This window comes from Streptomyces sp. SolWspMP-5a-2, assembly GCF_900091845.1.
Lineage (GTDB): Bacteria > Actinomycetota > Actinomycetes > Streptomycetales > Streptomycetaceae > Streptomyces > Streptomyces doudnae.
Map to the genome: position 1 here is coordinate 1 of NZ_FMCI01000268.1, position 25,607 is coordinate 25,607.

Below are 25,607 nucleotides of genomic sequence, written 5' to 3' on the forward strand. Positions count from 1 at the left end.
AGCCGCCCCCGCCTCCGGTGTGCCGGGGTCAGAGCACCGGCGACCCCGACTCCCCGGCGTCCGGCCCCCGTTCGCCCGGTGGGCCGGGGCCGTATCCCGCCGTGACCGGTGCCTCCCACGGCACGCCCGCCCTCCCGCCCTCCGGTGGCTCCACCGACGCCGGGGCGGCCGGACCGCCGGCGCACTGGGACGACCTGGTCTCCGCCACCGTCCCCGCCCCCCGGCGCGGGCCCGCGACCGCGCTCGCCGCCGAGCGGGCACGGCAGGCCCGGATGGCCGTGGTGGGCCCGGTGACCGAGCGGTGGGCGCCTGAACAGGCCGTACCCGTGCACGAGAACTGGCAACTGGCCGCGCCCATCGGCCCCGCGACCGACCTGTGGGCGCTGGGCGCGCTGCTGTACCGGGCGGTCCAGGGGCACGCGCCCTACCCGGAGGAGTCGACCGCCGAACTGGTGCAGATGGTCTGCTCGGAGCCGCCCGCCTTCGCGGAGGAGTGCGGCCCGCTGCGGCCGGTCGTGGAGTCGCTGCTGCGCCAGGACCCCACCGACCGCCTGGACTTCGAGGAACTGCGGGGCTGGCTGCGCTCGTTGGTGCGCTCCGCGCCCGAACCCGACGCCGGTGTGCACCTGGTGGCCGCGCCGCCCGTCGACATCAGCAGGCTGCCGGTGGTGCGCCGACGCGGCGAACTGGTGCGCAGGCGGCGGGCCGGGCTGCCCGCGACCACCGCGCACGGACGGCACAAGCGGGGCCGGCAGGAGGAGGGTTCGCCGCGCAAGCTCGGCCGCAACCTGCTCCTGCTGGTGCTGCTCCTGCTGGCCGGGGCGGTCGCGTACGCGATGGTGTTCATGCCGAAGGCGGACCAGGAGGGCACCGGCCGGGGCGCCAAGGGCGGCGCCGCGGGGGAGGCGAGCCCGGGGCCCGAGCGGTCGTCGGCGAGCGCCGAGCCGTCGTCCGGGGAGAGCGCGCCGCAGGGCGGGCCGAGCCCGTCCCGGTCCGGGGGCGCCACCGAGACCCAGACCGACGGCGCCGCGCCCGGCTTCACCCTGCGCAAGGACTCCACCGGGTTCCAGATCGCGGTGGCGAAGGGGTGGACCCGCACCCCGAAGAACGGCAGCGGCCAAGTGGTCTACTCGCACGGCGACTTCGAGCTGATCGTCGTCCCCGGGCGGGACAGCGCGCAGTCCTACGGCGGCGCCCCGATGGACTACCAGCGGGACGACGAGCGGGAGTTGCAGCCCTACCGCGACTCGAGCTGGGCCACCGCGACCGGCCTGAAGGAGATACAGGTCGGCGGACGGACCATGGCCGAGGGCCAGTTCACCTGGACCGACGACTCCGGGCACGATCTGTACGTGCGCAACCTCGCGATCCTGATCGCCGGGCGGTACCACGTGGTGCAGGTGCGCGGACCGGAGTCCGAACGGGACGAGGTGACGCGGCTTTACGAGCAGGCCTCGCAGACGTACGAAGTGACCGGCTGACCCGGTTTTCCGCCGGTCTCGCCCCAACGCGCTCGGTGACCTGCCGAATCGGCCGGTCCACGGTGCGTGACGTCGGCGAAAGGTTGTCCTGGACGCGGGGAAGCGACAACCGTCACAGAGCTGTCTCCTTGGCACCCCCCTGGTTCCCTGAGTGCCGCCCGGTCCCTAGTCTGACCCTGTCAAGAGCATTGCGGGGCGACGTGAATCAGATGCAGGGCCAGCTCGTGGCGGGCCGTTACCGGCTCGTCGAGTCGATCGGCAGCGGGGGCATGGGGCGCGTATGGCGCGCCCATGACGAAGTGCTGCATCGGGCTGTCGCGATCAAGGAGTTGACGGCCGCGCTCTATGTCTCCGAGAGCGACCGCGACCGGCTGCTCGCGCGCACCCGCTCCGAGGCCCGCGCCGCCGCGCGGATCAACCACTCCGCCGTCGTCACCGTGCACGACGTGCTGGAGCACGACGGCCGCCCGTGGATCGTGATGGAGCTGGTCGAGGGGTACTCGCTGGCGGACGCGGTCAAGGAGCGCGGGCGCATCGAGCCCGCCGAGGCCGCCCGGATCGGGATGTGGGTGCTGCGGGCGCTGCGGGCCGCGCACACCGCCGGGGTGCTGCACCGGGACGTCAAGCCGGGCAACGTCCTCATCGGGCACGACGGCCGGGTGCTCATCACCGACTTCGGCATAGCGCAGATCGAGGGCGACTCGACGATCACCAGGACCGGCGAGGTCGTCGGCTCGGTCGACTACCTGGCCCCGGAGCGGGTGCGCGGCCAGGACCCCGGCCCGTCCTCCGACCTGTGGGCGCTGGGCGCCACGCTGTACACGGCGGTGGAGGGCAGATCGCCGTTCCGCCGCACGTCACCGCTCTCCACCATGCAGGCGGTGGTCGAGGACGAGGTCCCCGAGTCCCGCCACGCCGGTCCGCTGGCTCCCGTCATCGGCGCGCTGCTGCACAAGGACCCCGCGGCCCGCCCCGACGCCGCCGAGACCGAGCAGCTCCTCGCGGAGGCGGCCGAGGGACGCCGCCCGCAGGACGCCCAGGCGTACCTGTCGACCCAGCACGGCGCCCTGGAGGCCAACACCGCGCCGACCACGCACGTCCCCGTCGCGGCGGGGACGCCGTACCCGCCGCAGGCAGCCGGGCACCCCGGCCCCGGTGGTCACCCCGGCGGCACGGGCCCCATGTCCGACCCAGACGCGTCCCGGGCCCGGCGGCGGCGCGGGCTGCGCTACGTCCTGCTCTCGATGGCGATCGCGATGGTCGTCGCGGGCTCCACCGTGGTGGTGCTCCAGCACTGGGGGAACGGCCGCGACGACTCCCCGGGGACCGGCGCGCCCGCGGACCCGACGCCCTCGGCCTCGCCGTCGCCGAGCGGCGAGCCGGGCGGGGACGTGCCCTCCGACTGGCAGCGCTACGACGACCCGTGGGGCTTCAGCGTCTATCTGCCCGCCGGGTACGAGCGGCAGGTCGTCGACGTCAACGGCGACCTCAGGCAGGTCGACTACACGCCGGACGGCGGCGAGCACTTCGTCCGCATCGCCATCGACACCTCGCCCGACTTCAACGACGCGTACGCCCACCAGCTCGACCTGGACCAGCAGTTGCACCGGCTGGTCGACTACCAGCGGGTGAAGCTGGAGAAGAACATCTACCGCGACCGCCCCGGCTCGCTCTGGGAGTACACCTGGTCGGCGCAGGCCAAGGACACGCCGTTCCCCGGGCCGCGCCGGGCGATCGAGGAGACGTACATGTCCCGCGCCGGGCACGAGTACGCGCTCTACGTGTCCGCGCCCGCCGCCGACTGGAAGACCGCCGCCCGGCAGTTCACGTCGATCCTGCGCGGCTGGCAGGAGACGTCCGCCTCCTGAACGCGTCGGTCGTGCGCCGGTTTTGGCCGATCGGCGCCCCGGAGCCGGTTCGTCCGGTACGGCATGATGGGACGTATGGGGACCGAGGGGGACCACGGCCGGGTCATCGCGGGCCGGTACCGGCTGCGGGCGCGGCTCGGGCGCGGGGGCATGGGCGTGGTCTGGCGGGCCTACGACGACCTCCTCGGCCGCCAGGTCGCCGTCAAGGAGATCCCCCTCGAACTCGACGACACCGCCTCGGCCGAGGAGGCCCGCCGGGTGCGGGACCGCGCGCTGCGCGAGGCCCGCGCGGTCGCGCGGCTGCACCACCCGCACATCGTCGTCGTCCACGACGTCGTCGAGGACGGTGAACGGCCGTACCTCGTTATGGAGTTACTGGAGGGCGGCTCGCTCGCCGACCGGATCGCGGCACGCGGACCGGTCGACGCCGCCGAGGCCGCCCGGATCGGGATCGCGCTGCTCGGCGCGCTCGCCACCGCCCACGCGGCCGGTGTGCTGCACCGCGACCTCAAACCGGCCAACGTCCTCCTCGACCCGGCCGGCGACCGGGTCGTCCTCACCGACTTCGGCATCGCGCAGGTCGCGGGGGCGCCCACCCTCACCGAGAGCGGCGCGTTCGTCGGCTCGCCCGAGTACACGGCGCCGGAGCGGATGTCGGGGGCGCCGACCGGCCCCGAGTCCGACCTCTGGTCGCTGGGCGCGCTGCTGTGCACCGCGCTGAGCGGTGAATCCCCCTTCCGCCGCGACTCGTTGGGCGGCATCCTGCACGCCGTCGTCACCGCCGAGATCCGCCCGCCCGCGCAGGCCGCCCCGCTGCTGCCGGTGGTCCGGGGCCTGCTGGAGCGCGATCCGCGACAGCGGCTTGACGCGGCCCGCGCCCAGGAGATGCTCCGGGTCTACCTCGCCACCGGCCGCACCCCGGCCCCGCCGCCCTGCCGCCCGTCGGGCGACCGGGCCGCCCACGAGGCCCCCGACCGTCCGGTGCCGCCCGTGGTCCCCGGCCGGGGCCGCTCCGAACGGCGGTTCCTGGTACTGGCGTTGCTGGTCGCCGCGACGGCCGGAGCGGGCGTCTCGGCGGCGGCCCTGCTGATCAGCGAGGGCCACCGGCACGGCGGTCCGGACGGCCCGACCGCCGTGACCTCCGCCCCGACGGCGGGCCCGACGACGGCGACCGCCTCCCCGAGCGGCTCGGGCACGGGGAGCCGCACCCCCTCGGGGCGGCCCGCGCCGTCCGGCTACCGGGTCGTCCACGACCCCGCCGGTTTCTCCCTCGCGGTGCCCGAGCGCTTCACCCGCGCGACGCGGGACGGGCGTGTCCTCTACCTGTCGCCGGGGGAGACCTTCCGGCTCGGCGTCGAGGTCGGCGCACCGGAGCGCGGCGGCCCGCTCGGCGTGCTGCGCAGGGCGGCCGCCGCCGGTCCCTCCCTGCACCCCGGGTACCGCGACGACCGGGTCACCGGGACGACCCGGCACGGATTCCCGGCCGCGCTGCGGGAGTTCACCTGGGACGGCACATCCGCGACCGGCGGCCCGCGGCACATCCGCGACCTGTGCTGGGAGGAGGGCGGCCGCCTCTACGACGTGTGGATGTCGGCGCCGACCGGGCGGGCGCGGGAGGCCGGGGAGTACTTCGACGTCGCGGTGGACACGTTCACCCGCACCTGAACGCACCCCAGCCCGGACCCCACGCCATCTCCCCTCCCCGCGCCCGGGAAATCGCCCCAGTGTCCGGGACCCCGTCCCGACACCGTGCCAGGGCCCCCGTCCCGCGCCCGGGACCTCGCCCCCGCACCCCCCTCGTGACCGAAACCCCACCCCCCCGTGCCCGGAACTACGCCCTCCCCCCCCGCGAACCAGCCGCATACCGGGAGATATGCGGCGTCCCGCGTCACGGGTCTGTGACCGCGGTCCGCGCGTGGTGGCTGGCGCGGCGCCCGGCGCGGTATGGATGGTTCATGAACAGCGACGGGGGAGCCCCGAGAGGGCGGTCGGACGAGCCGACGAGTTTCGCTCTGCAACCGCCCGGTCCGCCGGTCGCCGTACCGGTCCCCGACAACCCGTACGCGACACCCGCCCCGGTGGTCGCGCCCCGCCAGGCGTCCCCCGGGGAGCCAGGCGACCCCGGTTCCGGGCGGCTGATCGGCGGCCGCTACCGGCTCCTCGACAAGCTCGGGCACGGCGGGATGGGCACGGTGTGGCGGGCCAGGGACGAGACGGTGGACCGGGAGGTCGCCGTGAAGGAGCCCCGCGTCCCCGACACCCTTCCCGAGCGGGAACGCGCCACCGCCTACGAGCGGATGCGCCGCGAGGCGCGTGCCGCCGCCCGCCTCGACCACCCCGCCGTGGTCGGCGTCCACGACGTCGCCGTCGTCGAGGGCCGCCCGTGGATCGTCATGGAGCTGGTGCGCGGCCGCTCGCTGGGCAGCGTGCTCCAGGAGGGCACCCTGGACGCGCGGGAGGCGGCGCGGATCGGCCTCCAGGTCCTCGGCGCGCTGGAGGCGGCGCACGCGGCGGGCATCCTGCACCGGGACGTGAAGCCGGACAACGTCCTGCTCGGACGGCACGACCGGGTCGTCCTCACCGACTTCGGCATCGCGCAGATCGACGGCGAGACGGATCTGACCGACACCGGCGGCTTCGTCGGCTCGCCCGAGTACATCGCCCCGGAGCGGGTCCTCGGCCACCGTCCCGGCCCGGCCTCCGACCTGTGGTCGCTCGGCGTGGTGCTGTACGCGGCGACGGAGGGCGTCTCGCCGTTCCGCCGCAGCAACACCCCGGCGACGCTCCAGTCGGTCCTCAACGCCGTGCCCGCGCCGCCCGCGGGGGCACCGGGACCGCTGGCCGAGGTGCTCGACGGACTGCTCCGCAAGGACCCGGCGCTGAGGCCGGACGCGGCCCGGGTCAGGGCGCTGCTCACCGAGGTCGCCCACCCTCCGGCGCCGGTGCCGACCCAGGAGGTCCGGGTGGTCACCCGGGGCCTGCGGCTCGGGCGCAGGGCGTGGACGGCGCTGGGCGCGGCGGTCGTCGCGGCGGCGCTGGCCGGCTATCTGGTGGTGGCCGACCCGTTCGCGGGCCCGCTGCCTGACGGCTGGACGGAGCGCGGCCTCGGCAGCCGCGCCGGCATGACGATCGCCGTGCCGACCGCCTTCACCAAGGAGGAGATCCCCGACTCCGACGGCACCGACGCCCTGTTCAGCGATCCGAGCGGCGCCGTCTGGATCCGCGTCGACCGGGACATCAAGGCCGAGGACACGAACGACGAGATCCCCGGCACCGCCCTGGAGAGGGCGGTCGCGGACTGGGGCGTCGTCAAGGGCGGCCGCTACAGCTGGGACATCGCCGCCAAGCCGGTCCCGGTGGGCAAGCCGCAGGGCGCGAGGTACCGGGACCGGGACGCGGGGGAGAACACCGTCCGGTACACCACCGCGGACTCCACGGCCCCCCGGCCGCGCGAGGCACGGGCCCTCTACTACCGCGCCGGGAACGGCGACATGTACACGATCTGGATCGACTACCCGGGCGCGGGCCACTTCACCGAGGAGGGCCGCAGGATCGCCGCGACGGCCCTGGCCAACTGGGACGTCCACACCCTGTGACGGCGGGTGTCCGGCCCGGGGCGGGCGGGGTCAGCCGCTCCGGGGGAGCGCGCACCGGCGCAGCAGGGCGCGCAGCAGCGCCGTGCGGGCCACCCGCAGCGCGAACCGCCCCGGGCCGCGCCGCCCGGCGCCGGTTTCGCGTACCGGGGCAGCCCGTTGCGGCGCCACTTGGCGGGCGGGAGCGCGGCGGGCAGCGGCGGCAGCGGCGACGCCCAGGGTCCGAGCCGCAGTTCGCCGCCCCAGTCGCCCGAGGTGAGGCGGGTGACCGGGATCCGGGCGACGAAGCCGACGTCCCCGTCGCGCCGGGCGGTGAACGACGCGGCGGTGCCCGTGCCGTCGTCGAGGACCACGCGCAGGGCGCCCTCGGGGTAACCGGCCAGCGTGCACAGGCCGTTGATCTCCAGCTCGGCCGCGGGTGCGCCACCGGCCCAGCGCACGCCGTCGACGGTCAGGTGGGAGAGCACGGCGTGCTTGCGCTCCCCCAGGTCGAGGGTGAGGTTGCCGTGCGGCCGCGTCGTGTAGAGGGTGACGGCGCGCAGGGTGTTGCCGTCGGGCACGACATGGGTCCTGGTGGCGCCGGAGACGTCGCCCGCCCGGGTGCGCCCGATGCGGGTCTCCCGGCTGAGGCCCTGCGCGCCGACCGCGAGGGAGACGTCCCAGAGGCCGTCGGTGAGGGGCGCGCCGCCCGCCGCGGTGGTGACGTCGACGCGGGCCGTGAACCCGGCGAGGTCGTAGGCGAACCGGCCCCCGTCCTCGTCGGCGCCGAGCCCCGGGGTCGCGGCGGGGGTGACCGGCAGCCGGTGCTCCACGCCCGACTCCCGTTCGCGCAGGACGAGTTCGGTGCCGACGTCGAGGGTGGGCACCCGGTGCAGATAGGCGTGACCGGCCAGGTGGAGGGTGGCGCCGTCGAGTTCGGCCCGGGTGAGGTGATGGCGGACGCCGAGCCGGTCGGTGACGTCGTAGCAGTGGTCGGGGACGGCCCGGCCGGGGTCGCGCAGGAACGGGTAACGGGCGTAGGCGCGGCCGTTCTCGACCAGGAGCGGGGTGGCCGCCCCGCCGCGTTCGAGGTCCCGCTCGAAGGCGACGAGGGCGATCAGCTCGTCGAGCATGCGGTGGCTCACCAGGTGCAGCCGCAGCCGGGCCATCGCGGAGAGCCGCTCGCGCATCCCCTCGTGCAGCAGCGGCTCGACGGCGTCGGCGAGCCGGGCGAGCATCGCGCGCTGGGTGGCGCGCGGCTCGTGGACCAGGTGTCCGGCGACGATGTTCCGGACGTCGACCGTGAGGTGCCGGTGGGCGAGGTGGTCGCGGCCGGGGCCCGCCGGGACGTGGTCCAGGAGCAGGCGGACGACGCGGGGCAGGAACCGCACCCGGGGTTCGCTCCCGCGCAGCCGCCGGGTGATGTTGCCGCCGTCCTCGCGCTGCACCCAGTAGAGGCAGTCGTAGTCGGCGACGACGGAGATTCCGTCGGCGTGCAGATAGGCGGCGCCGGTGAACACCTGGTCCTCGCCGATCGGCAGATCGGTCGGGAATCGCAGCGCGTGCCGTTCCAGTAATGCGCGGCGGAACAGTTTCATCGGATTGAGGGTCCACCACACGCGGGAGGAGAACACGTCGGTGCGCGGCTGGTTCCGGTCGAACATGGACGCCGGTGCGCCGCGTCCGCCGACGCCGACGGTCCGGCCCAGGACGACGTCGGTGGCGTGGCGCTCGGCGGTGGCGACCATGCGTTCCAGGGCCTCGGCGCCCAGGTGGTCGTCGGCGTCGAGGAAGAAGACGAACCGGCCGCGGGCGTGGTCGAGCCCGAGGTTGCGGGGTGCGGACGGGCCCCCGGAGTTCTCCTGCCGAAAGATCCGCAGGAGGTCGGGGTAGAGGGCGTTCAGCCGTTCCAGTTCGGCGGCGGTGCCGTCGGTGGAGCCGTCGTCCACGACGATGACCTCCAGCACGTCCCGGCCGATGGTCTGTTCGGCGGCGGAGGTGACACAACGCGTCAGATAAGGCATCGCGTTGTACGCGGCGATAATCACCGAAACGGTGGGGCCGGGCATGGTCGCGCTCTCCAATTGTGCGGGGGAGCGTGAACGTATCACGCGGCCGATTCCTATTCCGTGGCCTATCGATATTGAATGAACATGTTCTTTTGTTTCCGTCGCCATTTATTTTCCGGTCCGCTCCGGGCGCGAACCGGTCGTGCGTCCGGTCGGAGATCCGGCGGGGAGCCGATCGTGAGTCCGGCGTGGGTCCGGCGTGGGTCCGGCGTGGATCCGGTCGGGCCGGGGTGCGCGCGGGATCGGGTCCCCGGCGTGCGGGAGATCGGTTGTCGCGGGGCGTGCGCCCCCGGACAACGCGCTGATCAGGGGGTTCGTTGCCAGTGCCCACTGGCGCCGTGTGTGTGGTCGGTGAAGCCGCGTTACCGACGGGTACCCAAAGCCTCCGTCCCGGCATAACCTGCCCGTCATGACGGACTCGCAGGCCCCGGAACTGACCGGCACCAACCCGCTCGCCCCCGCACCCGAGGGCGCCCGCACCGCCGCCGACGTGGTCACCCCCGAGCTGATCGCCCAGCTCACCAGGGGTGTGGTCGGCTCCGGACGCACCGCCAACCACACGCCCTTCACCGGTGAGAAGCTCGCCGACCTGCCGGAGTCGACGCCCGAGGACGTCGCGAGCGCGTTCGCGGCGGCCCGCCGGGCGCAGGCCGTCTGGGAGCGGACCCCGGTGGCCCGGCGGGCGGCCGTCCTGCTGCGCTTCCACGACCTGCTCCTGGCCCGCCAGGGCGAGGTCCTCGACCTCATCCAGCTCGAGACCGGCAAGGCGCGCCTGCACGCCCACGAGGAGGTCCAGGCCGTCGCCGTCGCGGCCCGCCACTACGGCCGCAAGGCGCCCGCCTATCTGCGGCCCAGGCGGCACACCGGCGCCGTGCCGACCCTCACCAAGGTGACCGAGCTGCGCCATCCGCGCGGGGTCGTCGGCCAGATCGCGCCCTGGAACTACCCCCTGGAGCTGTCCGTCGGCGACGCGCTCCCCGCCTTCGCCGCGGGCAACGCCGTCGTCATGAAGCCCGACACCGAGACCTGCCTGACCGCCCTGTGGGCCCGCGACCTGCTCGTCGAGGCGGGGCTGCCCGTCGGCGTCTTCCAGGTCGTCCTCGGCGAGGGACCCGTCGTCGGACCCGAGGTGGTCCGGCACGCCGACTACGTCTCGTTCACCGGCTCCACCCGCACCGGCCGCGAGGTCGCCCGGGGCGCGGCGGCCCGGCTGGTCGGCGTCTCCCTCGAACTCGGCGGCAAGAACGCCATGCTGGTCCTGGAGGACGCCGACGTGGAGAAGGCGGCGGCGGGCGCGGTCCGCGCCTGCTTCTCCTCGGCCGGCCAACTCTGCATCTCCATCGAGCGGTTGTACGTCCACGAGTCGATCGCGGACGCCTTCCTCGACCGCTTCGCCGCCCGCACCAGGGCGATGCGCCTGGGCCGCTCCCTCGCCTACGGCGCCGACATGGGCTCCCTGGTCGGCGAACGCCAGCTGGAGACCGTCACCCGGCACGTCGAGGAGGCCGTCGCCCAGGGCGCCACCGTCGTCACCGGCGGGGTGGCCCGCCCGGACATCGGCCCCTACTTCTACGAGCCGACCATTTTGGACGGCGTCGAGGACGCGATGGCCGTGTGCACCGAGGAGACCTTCGGACCCGTCGTCTCGATCTACCGCTTCGGCACCGACGAGCAGGCGATCGAGCACGCCAACTCCACGCCCTACGGCCTCAATTCGTCGGTGTGGACGCGCAACGCCCGGCGCGGCGCCGCCGTCGCGGCCCGGCTGCGCACCGGCACCGTCAACGTCAACGAGGGCTACGCGTCCGCCTACGGCAGCGTCCAGTCCCCGATGGGCGGCATGAAGGACTCGGGCCTCGGCCGCCGGCACGGCTCGGAGGGCATCCTCAAGTACACCGAGGCCCAGACGGTCGCCACCCAGCGGGTGCTGCCGATGGCGCCCTCGCTCGGCATGGACGACGAGCAGTACGCGCGGTTCATGAGCCGCAGCCTGCGGGTGATGAAGGCCCTGCGCCTGCGGTAGCCGCCGCCCGCGAACCCACCATCCGCACGGACACCCGACGAGGAGCACACGTGCCCCAGGACACCTACGACTACGACGTCATCGTCGTCGGATCGGGCTTCGGCGGCAGTGTGACCGCCCTGCGCCTGACGGAGAAGGGCTACCGCGTCGGGGTCCTGGAGGCCGGGCGCCGCTTCACCCGGGAGTCCCTGCCCCGCAACTCCTGGGACCTGCGCAACTACCTCTGGGCGCCCCGGCTCGGCATGTACGGCATTCAGCGCATCCATCTGCTGGGCAACGTCATGGTCCTGGCCGGGGCGGGCGTCGGCGGCGGGTCCCTCAACTACGCCAACACCCTCTACGTGCCGCCGAAGCCGTTCTTCGACGACCCCCAGTGGCGCGGGATCACCGACTGGCAGGCGGAGTTGACGCCGTACTACGACCAGGCGCGGCGCATGCTCGGGGTCCGGCTCAACCCGACGATGACCCCCTCCGACGTCCACCTGAAGGCGGCGGCCCAGCGGATGGGCGTCGGCGACACCTTCCACATGGCGCCGGTCGGCGTCTACTTCGGGGACGGCGAGGACGCCGGCGGATCGCCCGCCGTCCGCCCGGGGGAGTCCGCGCCCGACCCGTACTTCGGCGGCGCGGGACCCGAACGGAAGGCGTGCGTCGAGTGCGGCGAGTGCATGACCGGCTGCCGCCACGGCGCGAAGAACACCCTCAACGAGAACTACCTGCACCTCGCCGAGAAGGCGGGCGCGGTCGTCCACCCCATGACGACGGTCGTCTCGGTCACCGACGACTCGCGCGGCGGGTACGCCGTCGCCACCCTGCCGACCGACGGCGGCCGCCGCTCCCGCGGCCGCACCCTCACCGCCCGCCGGGTGGTCCTCGCGGCCGGCACCTACGGCACCCAGACCCTGCTGCACCGGATGAAGGCGGGCGGACAACTGCCGTACCTCTCCGACAGGCTGGGGGAGCTGACCCGCACCAACTCGGAGGCCCTGGTCGGCGCCCAGACCGACGACCGGCGCTACCGCAGGGCCACCGGACAGGCCCGGGTCGACTTCACCCGCGGGGTCGCCATCACCTCGTCGATCCACCCGGACGCCGACACCCACATCGAACCGGTCCGCTACGGCAAGGGCTCCAACTCGATGGGCGGCCTGTCCATCCTCCAAGTGCCGTACACCGAGGGCTCGTCGCGGGTGCTGGCCTGGCTGCGCCAGTCCGTCAGGCACCCGCTGCTGGTGCTGCGCTCGCTCTCCAATCGGCGCTGGTCGGAGCGGACCATCATCGGCCTGGTCATGCAGTCGCTGGACAACTCCCTGACGACGTACCTGAAACCGGACGGCGTCGGCAGGGGCCTGCTCACCGCGCGGCAGGGCCACGGCTCGCCCAACCCCAAGCAGATCAGGGCCGCTTCGGAGGGCGCCGCCGCGATCGCCGCCGAGATCAACGGCTTCGCGGGCTCCAACGTCGGGGAGCTGATGGGCACTCCGCTCACCGCCCACTTCCTCGGCGGCTGCCCGATCGGCGCCTCCCGGGAGAGCGGCGTCATCGACCCCTACCACCGCCTGTGGGGCCACCCCGGGATCTCCGTCGTCGACGGCTCCGCGGTCTCCGCCAACCTGGGCGTGAACCCGTCCCTCACCATCACCGCGCAGGCCGAGCGGGCGATGTCGTACTGGCCCAACCGGGGCGAGGAGGACCCCCGTCCGGCGCAGGGCGAGGAGTACCGGCGCCTCGCCCCGGTCGAGCCGGTCGCCCCCGCGGTCCCGGCGGAGGCGTTCGGCGCGCTGCGGCTGCCGTTCCTCGGCATCCCGGCGGTCCCGCCGAAGAAGTGACCGGCGCGGGACGGAGAAAGGAAGGACCCGCGTTCCCCTCCGAACGCGGGTCCTTCCTCCGTACGGCGGTCATCTCCCGCCAGGATCAAGCGGGTCAGGCGACGGCCGAGCCCCTGCGGCGCCGCACGGCGAGGACCGCACCGGCCCCGGCGACCACCGCGACACCGCCCACCAGGCCGATCACCGGGAGCGCCGAACCGGCGCCGGTCGCGGCGAGGTTGCCGGTCGGCAGCGCGGAGACGTCACCCTGCGGCCGCTTCACCGAGCCCTTGTCGCCGCCCTCGTTCGGGGTGGCGGTGCCCGGGTCGGGGTTGGCGGCGCCGGGCTTCAGGACCTCGAAGTCGTACTGCGCCCAGCCCTCGGCGATGCACTCCTGGCCCTCGACGTCGTCGACGTAGGCGCCCGAGCCGAAGGAGTAGGCGTCACCGGCCGGGGCCTTGGCGCCGATGGAGACGCGCAGGCTGACGGTCTCGGTGGCGCCCGGCTTCAGGTCGTCGACGTAGAAGAAGTAGTCGCCGGCCCAGTCGTTGTCGCCGATGCGCTCCCAGGAACCCGACTGCGGGTTCTTGAACTCCAGGTCGACGTACGGGCTGAGGTACTTCGCCTCGTCCAGCTCGTAGTTCTCGATCTCGGCGTAGAAGGCGACGCCGTCGATGGCGGCCTTCGAGTCGTTCCTGACGGCCAGCTGGAAGGCGTGGAAGCCGTCGCCCGCGACGATCTTGCCGGGCAGGCCCTTGATGTCCGCGGACACCTTCGCGCCCGAGTAGTCCTCGTCGAGGTCCTCGCAGAACGGGACGTCCGGCGGGGTCGGTTCGGCGGACTCGGAGGGCTCGGGCGAGGCCGAGCCGGTCGGGGAGGCGCCGGCGGACGGCGACGAGGTCACCGACTCGCTGGGGGCGGGCGTCTCGCTCGGCAGTCCGGTCTCGGACGCGGTGGGGGAGGCCGGTTCGCTGGTGGGAACCTCCGTCGGCTCCTCGGTCACGGACTCGCTGACCGACGGCGACGCCGACTGCGACGGCTCCTCGTCCGCGGACGCGAGCGGCGCGGACAGCAGCGCCAGCGGTGCGATGACGGCGGTGGCGGCGGCCACTCTCATGGCGCGACGGATTCTCATGAAGCCCCCCGGGCTTTCGGTGCCACTGGCTGTGGCTGGTGACAGCTGTTGATCTCAGTGGTGTGACCGCTCGAACCTGTGAATGGTTGCCCGCACATTCACAGAACCTTTATGTGACCTGCGTCGCACCCGCACATCCGGCGGTCGGCGCTCCCCCGAGACGGGCGAAGGCCCCGCGGGACGTGTGCCGCGGGGCCTTCGCCGTCGGCACCGGTGCCGGGGGGGGTGACACCGGTGCGCGGGAAGCGGCGCCGGGGGGTTGCGCCGCTCGTCGTGTCGTTCTGGGAGGGGCCGGGCGGTCGACCGAACGGGGCCGGGCGGGTCGGTTCCGGCGGCCGGCCCCGGGCGTCCCCGGAGCCGACCGTTCTCTTGCGTGACCGGGCTGCTGTCCCCTGCCGTCCGGTCACGGATGCCGGAGCGAGGTCCCACGACACACGGCACGTTCCATGTGTCTCATCGCTCCAGCGAGCCACGCGTGGATGGTGCGGGCCCGCCCCTGGCTGGCACGGACATCGGGACCAACGAAGCGGTTCCCGGGGCGGTCACGCTCCGTACGGGTGAGACGGAGCCCGAACTCAGATGCGACCCCGGCACAGCTCCAGGAGCGTCATCGCCAGGCCGGTGCCCGGCCTGCCGAGGGCGTCGCTGTAGTGGCCGAGCACCTCCATCTCGCGGGAGAGGTTCACCCGCCGTCCGCCGGAGGCGATCCGCGCGTCCTGGATCACCGCCGAGACGGCCATCCGTTCCTGGATCAGCCCGATGATCCGGTCGTCGAGCGCGTCGACGCGCTCCCGCGCGCCGGTGATCACGTCGGCGGCCTCGGAGGTGCGGGCGCCGGTCTTCTCCGCTGTGCTGAGGGTCATGTCGGGGGCTCCTGGTCGTCTGGGTCGGACGGTGCCCCGGAGGCGACGGCCCCGGACAGACGGCAGACGCCCCGGGCCTTGTCGGCCCGGGGCGCCTGGGAAGTCGCTCGGCGTTCAGCTCAAGCAGGACGACCATGGCAGCCGGCGGACCGGTTGCCATAGGTAAAGAGGAAGGTCGTCTGGGTGAGCATGCGGTCAGTATGCCACGGGGAGTCCGGCACCCGGCCGCCTCGGTAGAATCGGTGGACACACAGACCCTCGCCCCACCGCCGGAAGGCTCCCGTGTCACCAGCGACCCCTACTGCCGCCGCCCCCGACACCGTCCTGGTCGTCGACTTCGGCGCGCAGTACGCCCAGCTCATCGCCCGTCGCGTCCGTGAGGCCCGGGTCTACAGCGAGATCGTGCCGAGCACCATGCCGGTCGCGGAGATGCTCGCCAGGAACCCGGCGGCGATCATCCTCTCCGGCGGTCCCTCCTCCGTCTACGCGGAGGGCGCCCCGAGCCTGGACCGCGCGATCTTCGAGGCGGGCGTCCCCGTCTTCGGCATGTGCTACGGCTTCCAGCTGATGGCGACGGCCCTCGGCGGCACCGTGGACGACAACGGCGCCCGCGAGTACGGCCGCACCCCGCTGACCGTCTCCAAAACCGACTCCACCCTCTTCGAGGGCACCCCCGCCCAGCAGCCGGTGTGGATGTCCCACGGCGACGCCTGCTCGGCCGCGCCCGAGGGCTTCACCGTCACCGCCTCCACCGACGTGGTCCCGGTCGCCGCCTTCGAGAACGACGAGAAGAAGCTGTACGGGGTCCAGTACCACCCCGAGGTCATGCACTCCACGCACGGCCAGCAGGTCCTGGAGCACTTCCTGTACCGGGGCGCGGGCATCACCCCGAGCTGGACCACCGGCAACGTGATCGAGGAGCAGGTCGCCGCGATCCGCGCCCAGGTCGGCGACAAGCGCGCCATCTGCGGCCTCTCCGGCGGCGTGGACTCCGCCGTCGCCGCCGCCCTCGTCCAGAAGGCCATCGGCTCCCAGCTGACCTGCGTCTACGTCGACCACGGCCTGATGCGCAAGGGCGAGACGGAGCAGGTCGAGAAGGACTTCGTCGCCGCCACCGGCGCCAACCTCAAGGTCGTCGACGCCTCCGAGCGCTTCCTGAACGCGCTGGCCGGGGTCTCCGACCCGGAGACCAAGCGCAAGATCATCGGCCGGGAGTTCATCCGCGTCTTCGAGCAGGCCCAGCTGGAGATCCTGCGCGAGGACGGCCCCGAGGTCGCCTTCCTGGTGCAGGGCACCCTCTACCCGGACGTCGTCGAGTCCGGCGGCGGCACCGGCACCGCCAACATCAAGTCCCACCACAACGTCGGCGGCCTCCCCGACGACATCGAGTTCGAGCTCGTCGAGCCGCTGCGCCAGCTCTTCAAGGACGAGGTCAGGGCGGTCGGCGCCGAGCTGGGCCTGCCGGACGAGATCGTCCAGCGCCAGCCGTTCCCCGGCCCCGGCCTCGGCATCCGCATCGTCGGCGAGGTCACCAGGGACCGCCTCGATCTGCTCCGCGAGGCCGACGCCATCGCCCGCGAGGAGCTGACGGCGGCCGGTCTCGACCGCGAGATCTGGCAGTGCCCCGTGGTCCTGCTCGCCGACGTCCGCAGCGTCGGCGTCCAGGGCGACGGCCGCACCTACGGCCACCCGATCGTGCTGCGCCCGGTCTCCTCCGAGGACGCCATGACCGCCGACTGGTCGCGGCTGCCCTACGAGGTCCTCGGGAAGATCTCCACCCGCATCACCAACGAGGTGCGCGACGTCAACCGGGTCGTCCTCGACGTCACCTCGAAGCCGCCGGGCACCATCGAGTGGGAGTAGGCCCTACCGCCTGCGGAGGGTGCGCACCGGTCCGCCCGGCCGCCAGACCCGCGTGACCAGGTAGGTCTCCTCCTCGACGCGGGTGCGCACCACCTCCGTCAGCTCGGTGCGGAAGAGGTGGAACGGCTCCGGCGGTTCCACCTCTGCCGCGTACGCCCCCTTCACCACCGGGTCCACCACCTCGTACGCCCGCCCCGCCACCCGGACGTCACCACCGCCCATCCCGGTGCCGTCCCCCGGGTTCGCCTGGAGCGCGAAGCGCGGATCCCGGCGCAGATCACCGGCCTTGACGGAGTCCGGCATCATGCCGAACCACAGCTCGCCGCCCGTGAAGCGGACCTCGAGGCCGCTGGTGCGCGGGGAGCCGTCCCGGCGCAGTGTCGCCAGGACGTGGTGGGGGTAGGGGGCGAAACGGGCCTCGACGGTGCGCGCCAGCTCCGGTTCGGCGGCCGCGAAAGCCGTCCAGTTCCATGTCATGCCGCGAGTCTCGCCGGGAAACCCGACATCCTCTGTCGTGAATCAGCCGCGTGCGTCATCTTTACAGCACAATGCTGTTCTCCTGCGCTGACCGACGGTAATTTCCGCCCCCTGTAGAGCACCCCAGTGCCGGAGGACCACATGCACGGGCCGACCCCACCGCTGCCGCTCCCCACGGACCGGCTGCAGTTCGCGATGCCGCCGATGCACGAATCGCTCGACGACGAGCGGCGACACCGCAAGGAACGGCTCGCGGGCGCGCTGCGGATCTTCGGCCGGCTCGGCTTCGAGGACGGTGTCTCCGGGCACATCACCGCGCGCGACCCCGAGTACAGCAACTGCTTCTGGGTCAACCCGTTCGGCATGCCGTTCAAGCACGTCACCGTGAGCGACCTGGTGCTCGCCAACTCCGAGGGGCAGGTCATCGAGGGCCGCTACCACGTCAACCAGGCCGCGTTCACCGTCCACGCCCAGGTGCACGCGGCCCGCCACGACGTCGTCGCCGTCGCGCACTGCCACTCCGTGCACGGGCGCGCGCTGTCCGCCCTCGGCGAGCTGCTCGACCCCATCTCCCAGGAGAGCTGCGCCTTCTACGAGGACCACGCCCTGTACGACGCGTACACCGGCGTCGCCGTCGACGCCGACGAGGGGCGGCGGATCGCCGGCGCGCTCGGCTCCCGCAAGGCCCTCGTGCTGCGCAACCACGGGCTGCTCACCGTCGGCGACTCCGTCGACGCGGCGGCCTGGTGGTTCCTGTCCATGGAGCGCTCGGCGCAGGTCCAGCTCACCGCCAAGGCCGCCGGACGCCCCCTGCTCATCGACCACAAGCTGGCGGTCGCGACCCGGGAGCAGCTCGGCGGGGACCTCGTCGCCTGGATCAACTACCAGCCCGTCTGGCAGGACGTCAGCCGCAGCGAGCCGGACCTGCTGTCCTGACGGACGGCGCCCGCCGTCACCCGCACGCGTGGACCGCGAAACGGAGCAGGACGTTTCTAGGGCACAATTCGCTCTCGGTACAAGGGAGTTGCGAACGGAGAGGGTGGGGGGATGGGGGACAGCGCGGTGAGCGGTGCGGCCCGGACGTCCGAAGCGCGGGGGAGCCTCGCGCATCTGGGCGGGTGCACCTGCGGAGGCTGCCCGCACGGGGCCCGGGAGGGGCACCGGCTGGCCGTGGCCGCGTTCCGCTCCCTGCGGGACGAGTTCGCCGCCGGACGGGGGCTGCCCGCCGGGGTCGCGCACTCCGCCTTCGCCTCCCGGCAGTGGGTCTCCGAGGAGCTGACCCAGTCCGCCGGGCTCGTCGCCGACCGGGGACGCGCCGAGGGCGACGCCTGGCTCGCCGGGCTGTGGCCGCGCACCGTCGGCGCGGTGTGGGGCTCGGTCGTGGTGCTGCTGCTGGTGCAGGCGCTCACCGCGATCGGCGCCGGGTGGAGCAGCGCGCGCACCGGAGGGCTCCTCGCCGCCGCCGTGGTGGGCGCCGCGCTCACCGCCGCCGCCTGGTTCCACCGGGGCAGGGGCGGGGTGCTCGCCCCCGTCATCGGCGAGGACAACCGGCTCTCCACCTCGCGGGCCGTCGCCGCGGCGTGGGTGCTGTTCGTCGCCTACGCGGTGCTGGTGCTGGCCGGGCGGCTGGCCGCCGCCTCCGACCACCGGGAGCGGGACGCGCTGATCGCCGGGCTCGACCTCGCCCGGGGCGCGGGCGTCGTCACGGTGCTCGCCGTGGTGTGCGCGATCGCGGTGCTGGTGCGCCGGGTGGTCGGGCTGCGGGTGCTGGGGCAGCGGTTGCAGAAGGTGCGGGCGGACCGGCCCCGGGCCGCCGACCTGCTCACCGACGACTCCGGGCGTGGCACCTTCGCCGACATCCAGTACGTCGTGATCGGCGCGGTCGCCCTCGTCTTCGCCGCCGTCCGGCTGGCCCGGCGGCCCGACCAGCTCCCCGACCTGCCCTGGGGGCTCGCCGTCGTGGTGCTCGTCTCCGCCGCCACGTACGTCGCCGGGAAGTACGCGGAGGGCGGCCGGCCGGTGGTCCTCTCCGTGGTGCGCTCCCGGGAGGCCGGGGACCTCGACGGTCCCATCAGGACCGGCGACGACATCGAGATCAGGGGCGCCGGGTTCGTGCCCCCGGGCGCGCAGGGCGCCGACCGGCTGGCGCGGATGGTGGTGCGGATCGGGACCGTCGACGTGCGGGTGCCGCTGGTGCCGGTGACGGGCGGGTTCAGCAACCCCAGGGACGCCGTGCTGACGGTGCCGGTGCCGGTGGACGTCGAACCGGGCCGGGTGGAGGTGCGCGTCGTCACCGCGGCCGGGGTGGAGACCCACGGCTACGCCATCGACGTCACCGACTGACCCGACGGCCGGTCACGACCGTCCTCTTGGGGCCGGTTCCGACCGCCTCTCTCCGGCCGTCCCCGTCCGATTCTCCCGCGGATTGAGCGTCGGGTTTGTTCAGTCCGTATCGTTTCCAAGGGGGCGGCACTCGGGGCGAGAGGCGGCTGTTATGACACATGGCATGCGTACGGACACGGGCGGTCCGTACTCCGGCGGCGGGTCCGGGGGAGTGCGGGAGACCGCCGCCCGGTACGCGCTGCTCCCGTTGCGGATCTTCCTCGGGGTCACCTTCGTCTACGCGGGCCTCGACAAGCTGACGGACAGCGCCTTCCTCAAGAGCTCCGGGGGCGGCTCCATCGGGGAGACCATGCGGGCCGTGCGGGACTCGTCGGCGATCCCCGCCCTGGTCGACCTGGCGCTCAGAAACCCGGTCGGCTTCGGATACGCCATCGCCTTCGGCGAGTTGGCGGTCGGCATCGGCACCCTGCTCGGACTGCTGGCCCGCCTCGCGGCGCTTGGCGGGGCGCTGATCTCGCTGAGCCTGTGGCTGACCGTGAGCTGGGCCACCAGCCCCTACTACTACGGCAACGACCTGGCCTACCTGATGGCCTGGCTCCCGCTGGTGCTGGCCGGGGCGTCCGTCCTCTCGGTGGACGCGTGGATCAGGCGACGGCGGCGCGGCGCAGACTACTGACGCCGGGCGCCGCGTTCCCGTCCGCCGCGCGGTGCCGTGGCGGACGGGAACCCCGGGGTGAGGCCGGGGCGGACCAGAACGCCGGGGCGCGGTCAGGGCCGGTCGGGCGGTGCGTCCGCGGGGCCGTCCCGGCGCGGTGCGCGGCGCCGCCGTGCCGCCTGGGCGACCACCGCCGCCGCTCCCGCCAGGCAGAGGCCGCCCACGACGATCGGGACGATCGCGAACCAGGGCGCCTCCCAGAGGCCGGCCGCGTCGCCCGCGTACGTCACGCCCGCGAGCGCGAAGGCCATCCCCGCCAGCAGCTTCCCGGGCTGGAACTCATGACGCGGCACGGGTCACCTCCGCCTGGCCGAGGCCGACCTCCAGGGTGAGGACGAGCGTGCCGACGCTCCGCTCCGGCACCAGCGTCACGTTCTGATGTCTGGCGGGCCGCACGTCCACGTCCTTCGCGTTCTCTCCCGGCAACTGGATGTCTCCCGCGCCCACGTCGATGTTCAGCTCCAGGGTGGCGTCCTTCGGCGCGACCACCTTGAGCTGCCCCAGGCCGACCGACGCCGACGACGTCACCGTCTGCCCCTTCGCCAGCTTCAGCCCGCTCAGGTCCAAGGTGCCCACACCGGTGCCCAGTTGGTAGCGCGGCCGGACCTCCGCGCTCGCCGCGGGGTGCCAGGTGGTGCGTATCCAGTGCGTGTCGATGTCCTTCGGGAGCGTCGACGCCAGGGCCACCAGGGCCGCGGTGAGCACCGCCAGGATGATCGACCCCGCGCCCGTGCGGCCCAGCAGACAGCTCACCGCGATGCCCAGGCCGAGCACCACCAGGGCGCAGGCCAGGCCCGCCTGGAGGCTGGTGGTGAGCGGGTGGCCGTCCCAGGCGGCCCGGGTGCCGAGCGCGCCCGCCCCCAGCGCCAGCAGGAAGACCCAGCCGCCGATCCGGCGCGGACCGCGCGGCCGGGGCGCCGGGCGCCGCCGGTCGGCGAAGTCCCGCCAGACGTCGCCCAGGCCGATGGTGACCGCCGCCGCGATGTCGCGCTCCCGTGAGTCCCGCGGGCCCCAGAGGTAACCGGTGCCGCCGTGGTGCCCGCCGTCCTTGACGATCGGATCGCGCCACCAGGACGGGTAGCCGCCGGTGACGGGCGGGGCCTTGGCCTCCGGCGGGGCGTCGGCGGCGGCCTGGGCGGCCAGCGGATCGGGGTCGGGGGCACCGCGCTGGTGCGACCAGTAACCAGCGCCCGCGAGGAGCAGGGAGAGGATCACCGCGAACGTCAGCACCCCGCCGTTGCCCAGCATCGACAGGAACACCCCGCAGCCGACCAGCGCGAAGAGCACCGCGGCGAGCGCCTGCCCGTCCACCCGGCCGGTGAGGAGCTTGCGCAGCTCGTTCTTCTCCTCGTCCTCGTACGGCAGCAGGAGCCAGGCGAAGCCGTAGAAGACCAGGCCGATGCCGCCGGTCGCGGAGAGCACCGCGAGCGTGATGCGGAAGATGACCGGGTCCATGTCGCACTGGCGGCCCAGGCCGGAGCAGACACCGGCGAGCACCTTGTGCCGCTGGTCGCGGCGGAGCCCGGTGGGCGGCTCGGGGGCCTGCGGCGTGCCGGGCCCTGGGCCCGGGGCCGTCGCGGCGCGCTCGTGGTCTGTCATGGGTCCATGGTGACGGGCGGGGCGCGCGGACGGGAGCCGGGACGACCCTGGTGGAACCCTGAGATCGTCCCTGAGAGCGGCCGGGGGAGGGGCGCCGCGCGGGCCCCGGCGGCGGGCGGACCCGGCGGTCCGTGAAGATCAGGGGAGTATCGGGGGTCGACCCTGATGCTCCGCCACCGGCGGCGTGTGACCATCGGTGGCATGCCGGAAGCCGCAGCAGCGCCCCTCGCCGAACCGCGGTCGCCGCGCAAGCTCTACCGCAGCAGCGACGGACGGTGGCTCGGTGGCGTGGCGCGGGGACTCGCCGGGCACCTCGGGCTGCCCGTCGCCTGGGTGCGGCTCGTCTTCGTCGGGCTGTTCCTGGCCGACGGCCTCGGCGCCCTGCTGTACGCCGCGTTCTGGTTCTTCGTGCCGCTGGGCGTCGGCGGGGTCGGCGAGCAGCGCACCCTGTCCCTGGTCAGCACCGAGACGTCCCCCGACGGACGGCGCAGGCTGGTCGCCCGCCGCCCCGACAAGGGCCAGATCGTCGCCCTGCTCCTCATGGTCGTCGTGGCCATGGTCTTCGTCGGCAGCGTCAACGTGGGCAACGGCGCCAAGGCCTACCTGCTGCCCCTGGTGCTCGTCGGCGCCGGTGTCGCGCTGGTGTGGCGGCAGGCCGACAACGCCCGGCGGGCCCGCTGGGTCGAGGTCGGCCGCCGCAAGCGGACCCTCAGCCTGCTGCGGGCCGCGGCGGGCGTGGTGCTGGTCACCGCGGGCGTCAGCGGCGTCTTCGTGCTCCAGGGCTCCGCCGCCCACCTCGGCTCCGTCCTCCAGGCCGCCCTCGCCGTCCTGGTCGGGATCACGCTGCTGGCGGGCCCCTACCTCGTCCGGATGACCCAGGACCTCTCCGAGGAACGCCTGATGCGCATCCGCGCCCAGGAGCGCGCCGAGGTCGCCGCCCACGTCCACGACTCCGTGCTGCACACCCTGACGCTGATCCAGCGCAACGCGGAGAACGCGGGCGAGGTCCGCAGGCTCGCCCGCGCCCAGGAACGTGACCTGCGCACCTGGCTCTACAAACCGGAGGGCACCGGCAAGGACGAGGCGGAGGAACCGGCCGACCTCGCCGACGCGGTCCGTGGCAGCGCGGCCGAGGTGGAGGACAAGCACGGCGTCCCCATCGAGGTCGTCGTGGTCGGCAACTGCCCGCTCGACGAACGGATCGGGGCACAGATGCAGGCCGCGCGCGAGGCGATGGTCAACGCGGCCAAGTACGGTGGCGAGGGCGGCGCGGTACAGGTCTACGCCGAAGTCGAGGGGAAGAAGGTCTTCGTGTCGGTCCGCGACCGTGGCCCCGGCTTCGACCTCGACGCGATACCCGCCGACCGCATGGGCGTCAGAGAATCGATCATCGGCCGCATGGAGCGCAACGGCGGTACGGCGCGGCTGCGCGCGGTGCCGGGGGGCGGCACGGAGGTCGAGCTGGAGATGGAGAGGGCGGAGACGTCATGAGTGACCCGACCGAGGCGAACGCGACGCCGTCAGCGGCCGAGCCCGCGCCGAGCGCCGAGCGAGGTCCCGGGGGACGCCACGCGCGCGTGGTCCTCGTCGACGACCACCGGATGTTCCGCACCGGGGTCCAGGCCGAGATCGGCCGCACCGACGAGACGGGCGTGGAGGTCGTCGGCGAGGCGGCCGACGTCGACCAGGCGGTCACCGTCATCACCGCGACCCGCCCCGAGGTCGTCCTCCTCGACGTCCACCTGCCCGGCGGCGGCGGGGTCGAAGTGCTGCGCCGCTGCGCCCCGTTGATGGCCGACGCCGAGCGCCCGGTGCGCTTCCTCGCGCTCTCCGTGTCGGACGCGGCCGAGGACGTCATCGGTGTGATCCGCGGCGGCGCCCGGGGCTACGTGACCAAGACGATCACCGGCACCGACCTGGTCGACTCCGTCTTCCGGGTCCAGGAGGGCGACGCCGTCTTCTCGCCCCGGCTGGCCGGATTCGTCCTGGACGCCTTCGCCTCCACGGACGCGCCCCCGGTCGACGAGGACCTCGACCGCCTCACCCAGCGCGAGCGCGAGGTGCTGCGGCTCATCGCGCGCGGCTACGCCTACAAGGAGATCGCCAAGCAGCTGTTCATCTCGGTGAAGACGGTCGAGTCGCACGTCTCGGCGGTGCTGCGCAAGCTCCAGCTCTCCAACCGCCACGAGCTGACCCGCTGGGCGACGGCGCGCCGCCTCGTCTGACGCCCCGGGCCCGGCTCACACCACCCGGGTCGCCCCCGCGAACGGCATCTCGTCGACCGGCGCGAGACGGACCGGCGCCGACGGGTTGGGGGCGTGGATCATCCGGCCGCCGCCCACGTAGATGCCCACGTGGCTGATGCCGGAGTAGAAGAACACCAGGTCGCCGGGGCGCAGATCGGCGCGGGAGACACGTCGGCCCGCGCCGATCTGCGCGTACGTCGTGCGCGGCAGCGACACCCCGGCCGCGCGGTACGCCGCCTGGACGAGGCCCGAGCAGTCGAAGGCGTTCGGGCCCGTCGCGCCCCACACGTAGGGGCTGCCGAGCTTGGCGTAGGCGTACGCGACGGCCGCTGCCGACCGGGCGTTGGGCGCGGCGGACGCCGTGGACCCGGCCGTCCCGGACCCGGACGACGCCAGGACGGCGCGCGCGGCGGTGCCCGAGCGGGAGGCGCGGCCCGTGCCGTCCTCGCCGACGAGCGCGCGGTCCGCGGACGGGAGCCCGGCCAGCAGCGCGCGGGCCCGCCGCAGCTTGCCGTCGATCTCCTTCTTGCGCCGGTCGAGTTCGGCCTGCCGCGCCTTCAGGGTCCGCAGCTCGACCCGCGCCGCCCCGCGCAGCCGCCCGATCTCCCGCAGCCGCTGCCGGACGGTGCCGACGGCCGCCGCCTGCCTGCCGCCCGCGTACCGGGCGAACTCGGCGCCGTCCAGGTACCGGTCGGGGCTGCTCGACAGCATGAGCTGGAGCGACGGGTCGAGGCCGCCGTCGCGGTACTGGGCGGCGGCGTACGAACCGAGCGCCTCCCGGGCCGTGTTGAGGTCCTCCGTCCTGCGGGCGGCCTCGTCGCGCAGGGTGCCGAGCCGCTTCCCGGCCGCGTCCGCCGTCTCCTTGGCGCCGTTGTACTTCTCGGTCGCGCTCTCGGCCTGCCGGTACAGCCGGTCGACCTCCTTGCGCACCTGGGCCGGGTTCGCTTCCGGATCGGCGTGGCCGGTCCCGTCGAAGGCGGTCGCCGTCGCCACGCCCGCGAGGGCGAGGGTGAGGGCCGCCCTTGCGGTACCGCCGGTGACCGATCGCCGGCTGGGCTTGCGGTGCGCTGCCACGTGGACTGCACGTCCTTTCTCCGACCGCCCGGGGGGTTTCACGCGTCCGGCGGCGGCCCGCACAGGGGGAGCGGGCCGCCGCCGGACCTTCTCGGCGGTGGTGTCCGACTGCCGCCCCTGGTCCGGGCGGCGGTGGGGAGCCGGTCACCTGGGGGAGGACGCTAGGCCCGGAGGTGACGGCCCGGTAACGCGATGTACGGAACTGAAAGAAGGAGACCGAACGACGACCGCACCCGACCGGATCGCGGACACGAGGCGGGCCGGATCACGCGGAGCACTGACCGAACGGACGATTCCGGGTCACGGGACGGTGACAGAGTGCTATGCGGCGCATATATCCATCACCGGGCGGTGGGGGTGCGCCGCGGCGCACCCGCCGGAGGCCTCCGGCCGCGTCTGGTGCGTGCCCTGGGCCTCCCCGGCCGGCCGCGTCCGGCGCTGGCCCCGGGCCTTACGGCCGCGCCCGGCGCG

At 74.0% G+C, this 25,607-nt stretch carries 18 protein-coding genes and 1 pseudogene; 12 read left to right on the forward strand and 7 right to left on the reverse strand.

Translation table 11 applies throughout. The features are described 5' to 3' along the window. The 4 genes and pseudogenes from GA0115242_RS27195 to GA0115242_RS27210 all read left to right on the forward strand — a co-directional run. Nucleotides 1-1,481: pseudogene (locus GA0115242_RS27195) on the forward strand (serine/threonine protein kinase); the annotation flags it as partial. Between the two features lie 209 nt (nt 1,482-1,690). Then, on the forward strand, nt 1,691-3,349 hold the full coding sequence (locus tag GA0115242_RS27200; protein ID WP_093832995.1) for a serine/threonine-protein kinase: 1,659 nt from the start codon (nt 1,691-1,693) through the stop codon (nt 3,347-3,349). A 75-nt stretch (nt 3,350-3,424) separates the two neighbouring features. Next, nucleotides 3,425-5,014, forward strand: coding sequence for a serine/threonine-protein kinase (locus tag GA0115242_RS27205; protein ID WP_093832997.1), 1,590 nt, complete (start codon nt 3,425-3,427; stop codon nt 5,012-5,014). Nucleotides 5,015-5,304: 290 nt separating this feature from the next. Next, nucleotides 5,305-6,945 (forward strand): serine/threonine-protein kinase, encoded by a 1,641-nt coding sequence (locus tag GA0115242_RS27210; protein WP_093832999.1) that lies wholly within the window; start codon nt 5,305-5,307, stop codon nt 6,943-6,945. Here GA0115242_RS27210 and GA0115242_RS27215 read toward each other — a convergent pair. After that, nucleotides 6,861-8,969 (reverse strand): glycosyltransferase family 2 protein, encoded by a 2,109-nt coding sequence (locus tag GA0115242_RS27215; protein ID WP_161353302.1) that lies wholly within the window; start codon nt 8,967-8,969, stop codon nt 6,861-6,863. The two genes, GA0115242_RS27210 and GA0115242_RS27215, sit on opposite strands and share 85 nt — an antisense overlap. 430 nt (nt 8,970-9,399) lie before the next feature. On the opposite strand from GA0115242_RS27215, the gene GA0115242_RS27220 reads away from it, so the two are divergent. Together GA0115242_RS27220 and GA0115242_RS27225 are read left to right on the forward strand one after the other, a co-directional pair. Continuing rightward, the gene (locus tag GA0115242_RS27220) at nt 9,400-11,013 is read left to right on the forward strand and encodes a succinic semialdehyde dehydrogenase (RefSeq protein ID WP_093833003.1); all 1,614 of its coding nucleotides are present in this window, start codon (nt 9,400-9,402) and stop codon (nt 11,011-11,013) included. 50 nt (nt 11,014-11,063) lie between these two features. Next, on the forward strand, nt 11,064-12,842 hold the full coding sequence (locus GA0115242_RS27225; RefSeq protein ID WP_093833005.1) for a GMC oxidoreductase: 1,779 nt from the start codon (nt 11,064-11,066) through the stop codon (nt 12,840-12,842). A gap of 94 nt (nt 12,843-12,936) precedes the next feature. Here the strand turns inward: GA0115242_RS27225 and GA0115242_RS27230 are convergent, their stop codons facing one another. Both GA0115242_RS27230 and GA0115242_RS27235 read right to left on the reverse strand, forming a co-directional pair. Further along, nucleotides 12,937-13,938: a cell wall protein gene (locus tag GA0115242_RS27230; protein ID WP_237549340.1), complete on the reverse strand. Its 1,002-nt coding sequence runs from the start codon at nt 13,936-13,938 to the stop codon at nt 12,937-12,939. Between the two features lie 593 nt (nt 13,939-14,531). Next, nucleotides 14,532-14,885 (reverse strand): chorismate mutase, encoded by a 354-nt coding sequence (locus GA0115242_RS27235; RefSeq protein WP_256089766.1) that lies wholly within the window; start codon nt 14,883-14,885, stop codon nt 14,532-14,534. 216 nt (nt 14,886-15,101) lie between these two features. Between GA0115242_RS27235 and guaA the strand changes: the two genes are divergently transcribed. Continuing rightward, on the forward strand, nt 15,102-16,682 hold the full coding sequence (guaA, locus tag GA0115242_RS27240) for a glutamine-hydrolyzing GMP synthase (protein ID WP_093833011.1): 1,581 nt from the start codon (nt 15,102-15,104) through the stop codon (nt 16,680-16,682). Nucleotides 16,683-16,685: 3 nt separating this feature from the next. On the opposite strand, the gene GA0115242_RS27245 is transcribed toward guaA, so the two are convergent. Next, entirely contained in the window at nt 16,686-17,159 is a 474-nt protein-coding gene (locus tag GA0115242_RS27245) for a pyridoxamine 5'-phosphate oxidase family protein (protein WP_093833013.1), read from the reverse strand. A gap of 141 nt (nt 17,160-17,300) precedes the next feature. Here GA0115242_RS27245 and GA0115242_RS27250 point away from each other — a divergent pair, with 141 nt between their 5' ends. The 3 genes from GA0115242_RS27250 to GA0115242_RS27260 all read left to right on the forward strand — a co-directional run bounded on the left by GA0115242_RS27250 (nt 17,301) and on the right by GA0115242_RS27260 (nt 20,178). Beyond that, nucleotides 17,301-18,095, forward strand: a complete 795-nt coding sequence (locus GA0115242_RS27250; protein ID WP_093833015.1) for a class II aldolase/adducin family protein — start codon at nt 17,301-17,303, stop codon at nt 18,093-18,095. 111 nt (nt 18,096-18,206) lie between these two features. Beyond that, nucleotides 18,207-19,502, forward strand: a complete 1,296-nt coding sequence (locus GA0115242_RS27255) for a hypothetical protein (RefSeq protein WP_093833017.1) — start codon at nt 18,207-18,209, stop codon at nt 19,500-19,502. Nucleotides 19,503-19,653: 151 nt separating this feature from the next. Continuing rightward, on the forward strand, nt 19,654-20,178 hold the full coding sequence (locus tag GA0115242_RS27260) for a TQO small subunit DoxD (RefSeq protein ID WP_093833019.1): 525 nt from the start codon (nt 19,654-19,656) through the stop codon (nt 20,176-20,178). A 92-nt stretch (nt 20,179-20,270) separates the two neighbouring features. Here the strand turns inward: GA0115242_RS27260 and GA0115242_RS27265 are convergent, their stop codons facing one another. Beyond that, on the reverse strand, nt 20,271-20,510 hold the full coding sequence (locus tag GA0115242_RS27265; protein WP_093833021.1) for a hypothetical protein: 240 nt from the start codon (nt 20,508-20,510) through the stop codon (nt 20,271-20,273). Beyond that, nucleotides 20,497-21,816 carry a PspC domain-containing protein gene (locus GA0115242_RS27270; protein ID WP_093833023.1) on the reverse strand — a complete coding sequence of 440 codons (1,320 nt, stop codon included), beginning with the start codon at nt 21,814-21,816 and terminating at the stop codon, nt 20,497-20,499. Before GA0115242_RS27270 ends, GA0115242_RS27265 begins: the two co-directional genes overlap by 14 nt. A 201-nt stretch (nt 21,817-22,017) precedes the next feature. On the opposite strand from GA0115242_RS27270, the gene GA0115242_RS27275 reads away from it, so the two are divergent. Together GA0115242_RS27275 and GA0115242_RS27280 are read left to right on the forward strand one after the other, a co-directional pair. Then, complete coding sequence (locus GA0115242_RS27275; protein WP_093833029.1) at nt 22,018-23,307, forward strand: ATP-binding protein; 1,290 nt, start codon at nt 22,018-22,020, stop codon at nt 23,305-23,307. Next, complete coding sequence (locus tag GA0115242_RS27280; RefSeq protein WP_093833025.1) at nt 23,304-24,041, forward strand: LuxR C-terminal-related transcriptional regulator; 738 nt, start codon at nt 23,304-23,306, stop codon at nt 24,039-24,041. The genes GA0115242_RS27275 and GA0115242_RS27280 overlap by 4 nt, the downstream gene beginning before the upstream one ends. Nucleotides 24,042-24,056: 15 nt before the next feature. Here the strand turns inward: GA0115242_RS27280 and GA0115242_RS27285 are convergent, their stop codons facing one another. Beyond that, nucleotides 24,057-25,136: a C40 family peptidase gene (locus GA0115242_RS27285; RefSeq protein WP_093833027.1), complete on the reverse strand. Its 1,080-nt coding sequence runs from the start codon at nt 25,134-25,136 to the stop codon at nt 24,057-24,059. Between the last annotated feature and the right edge of the window lie 471 nt (nt 25,137-25,607).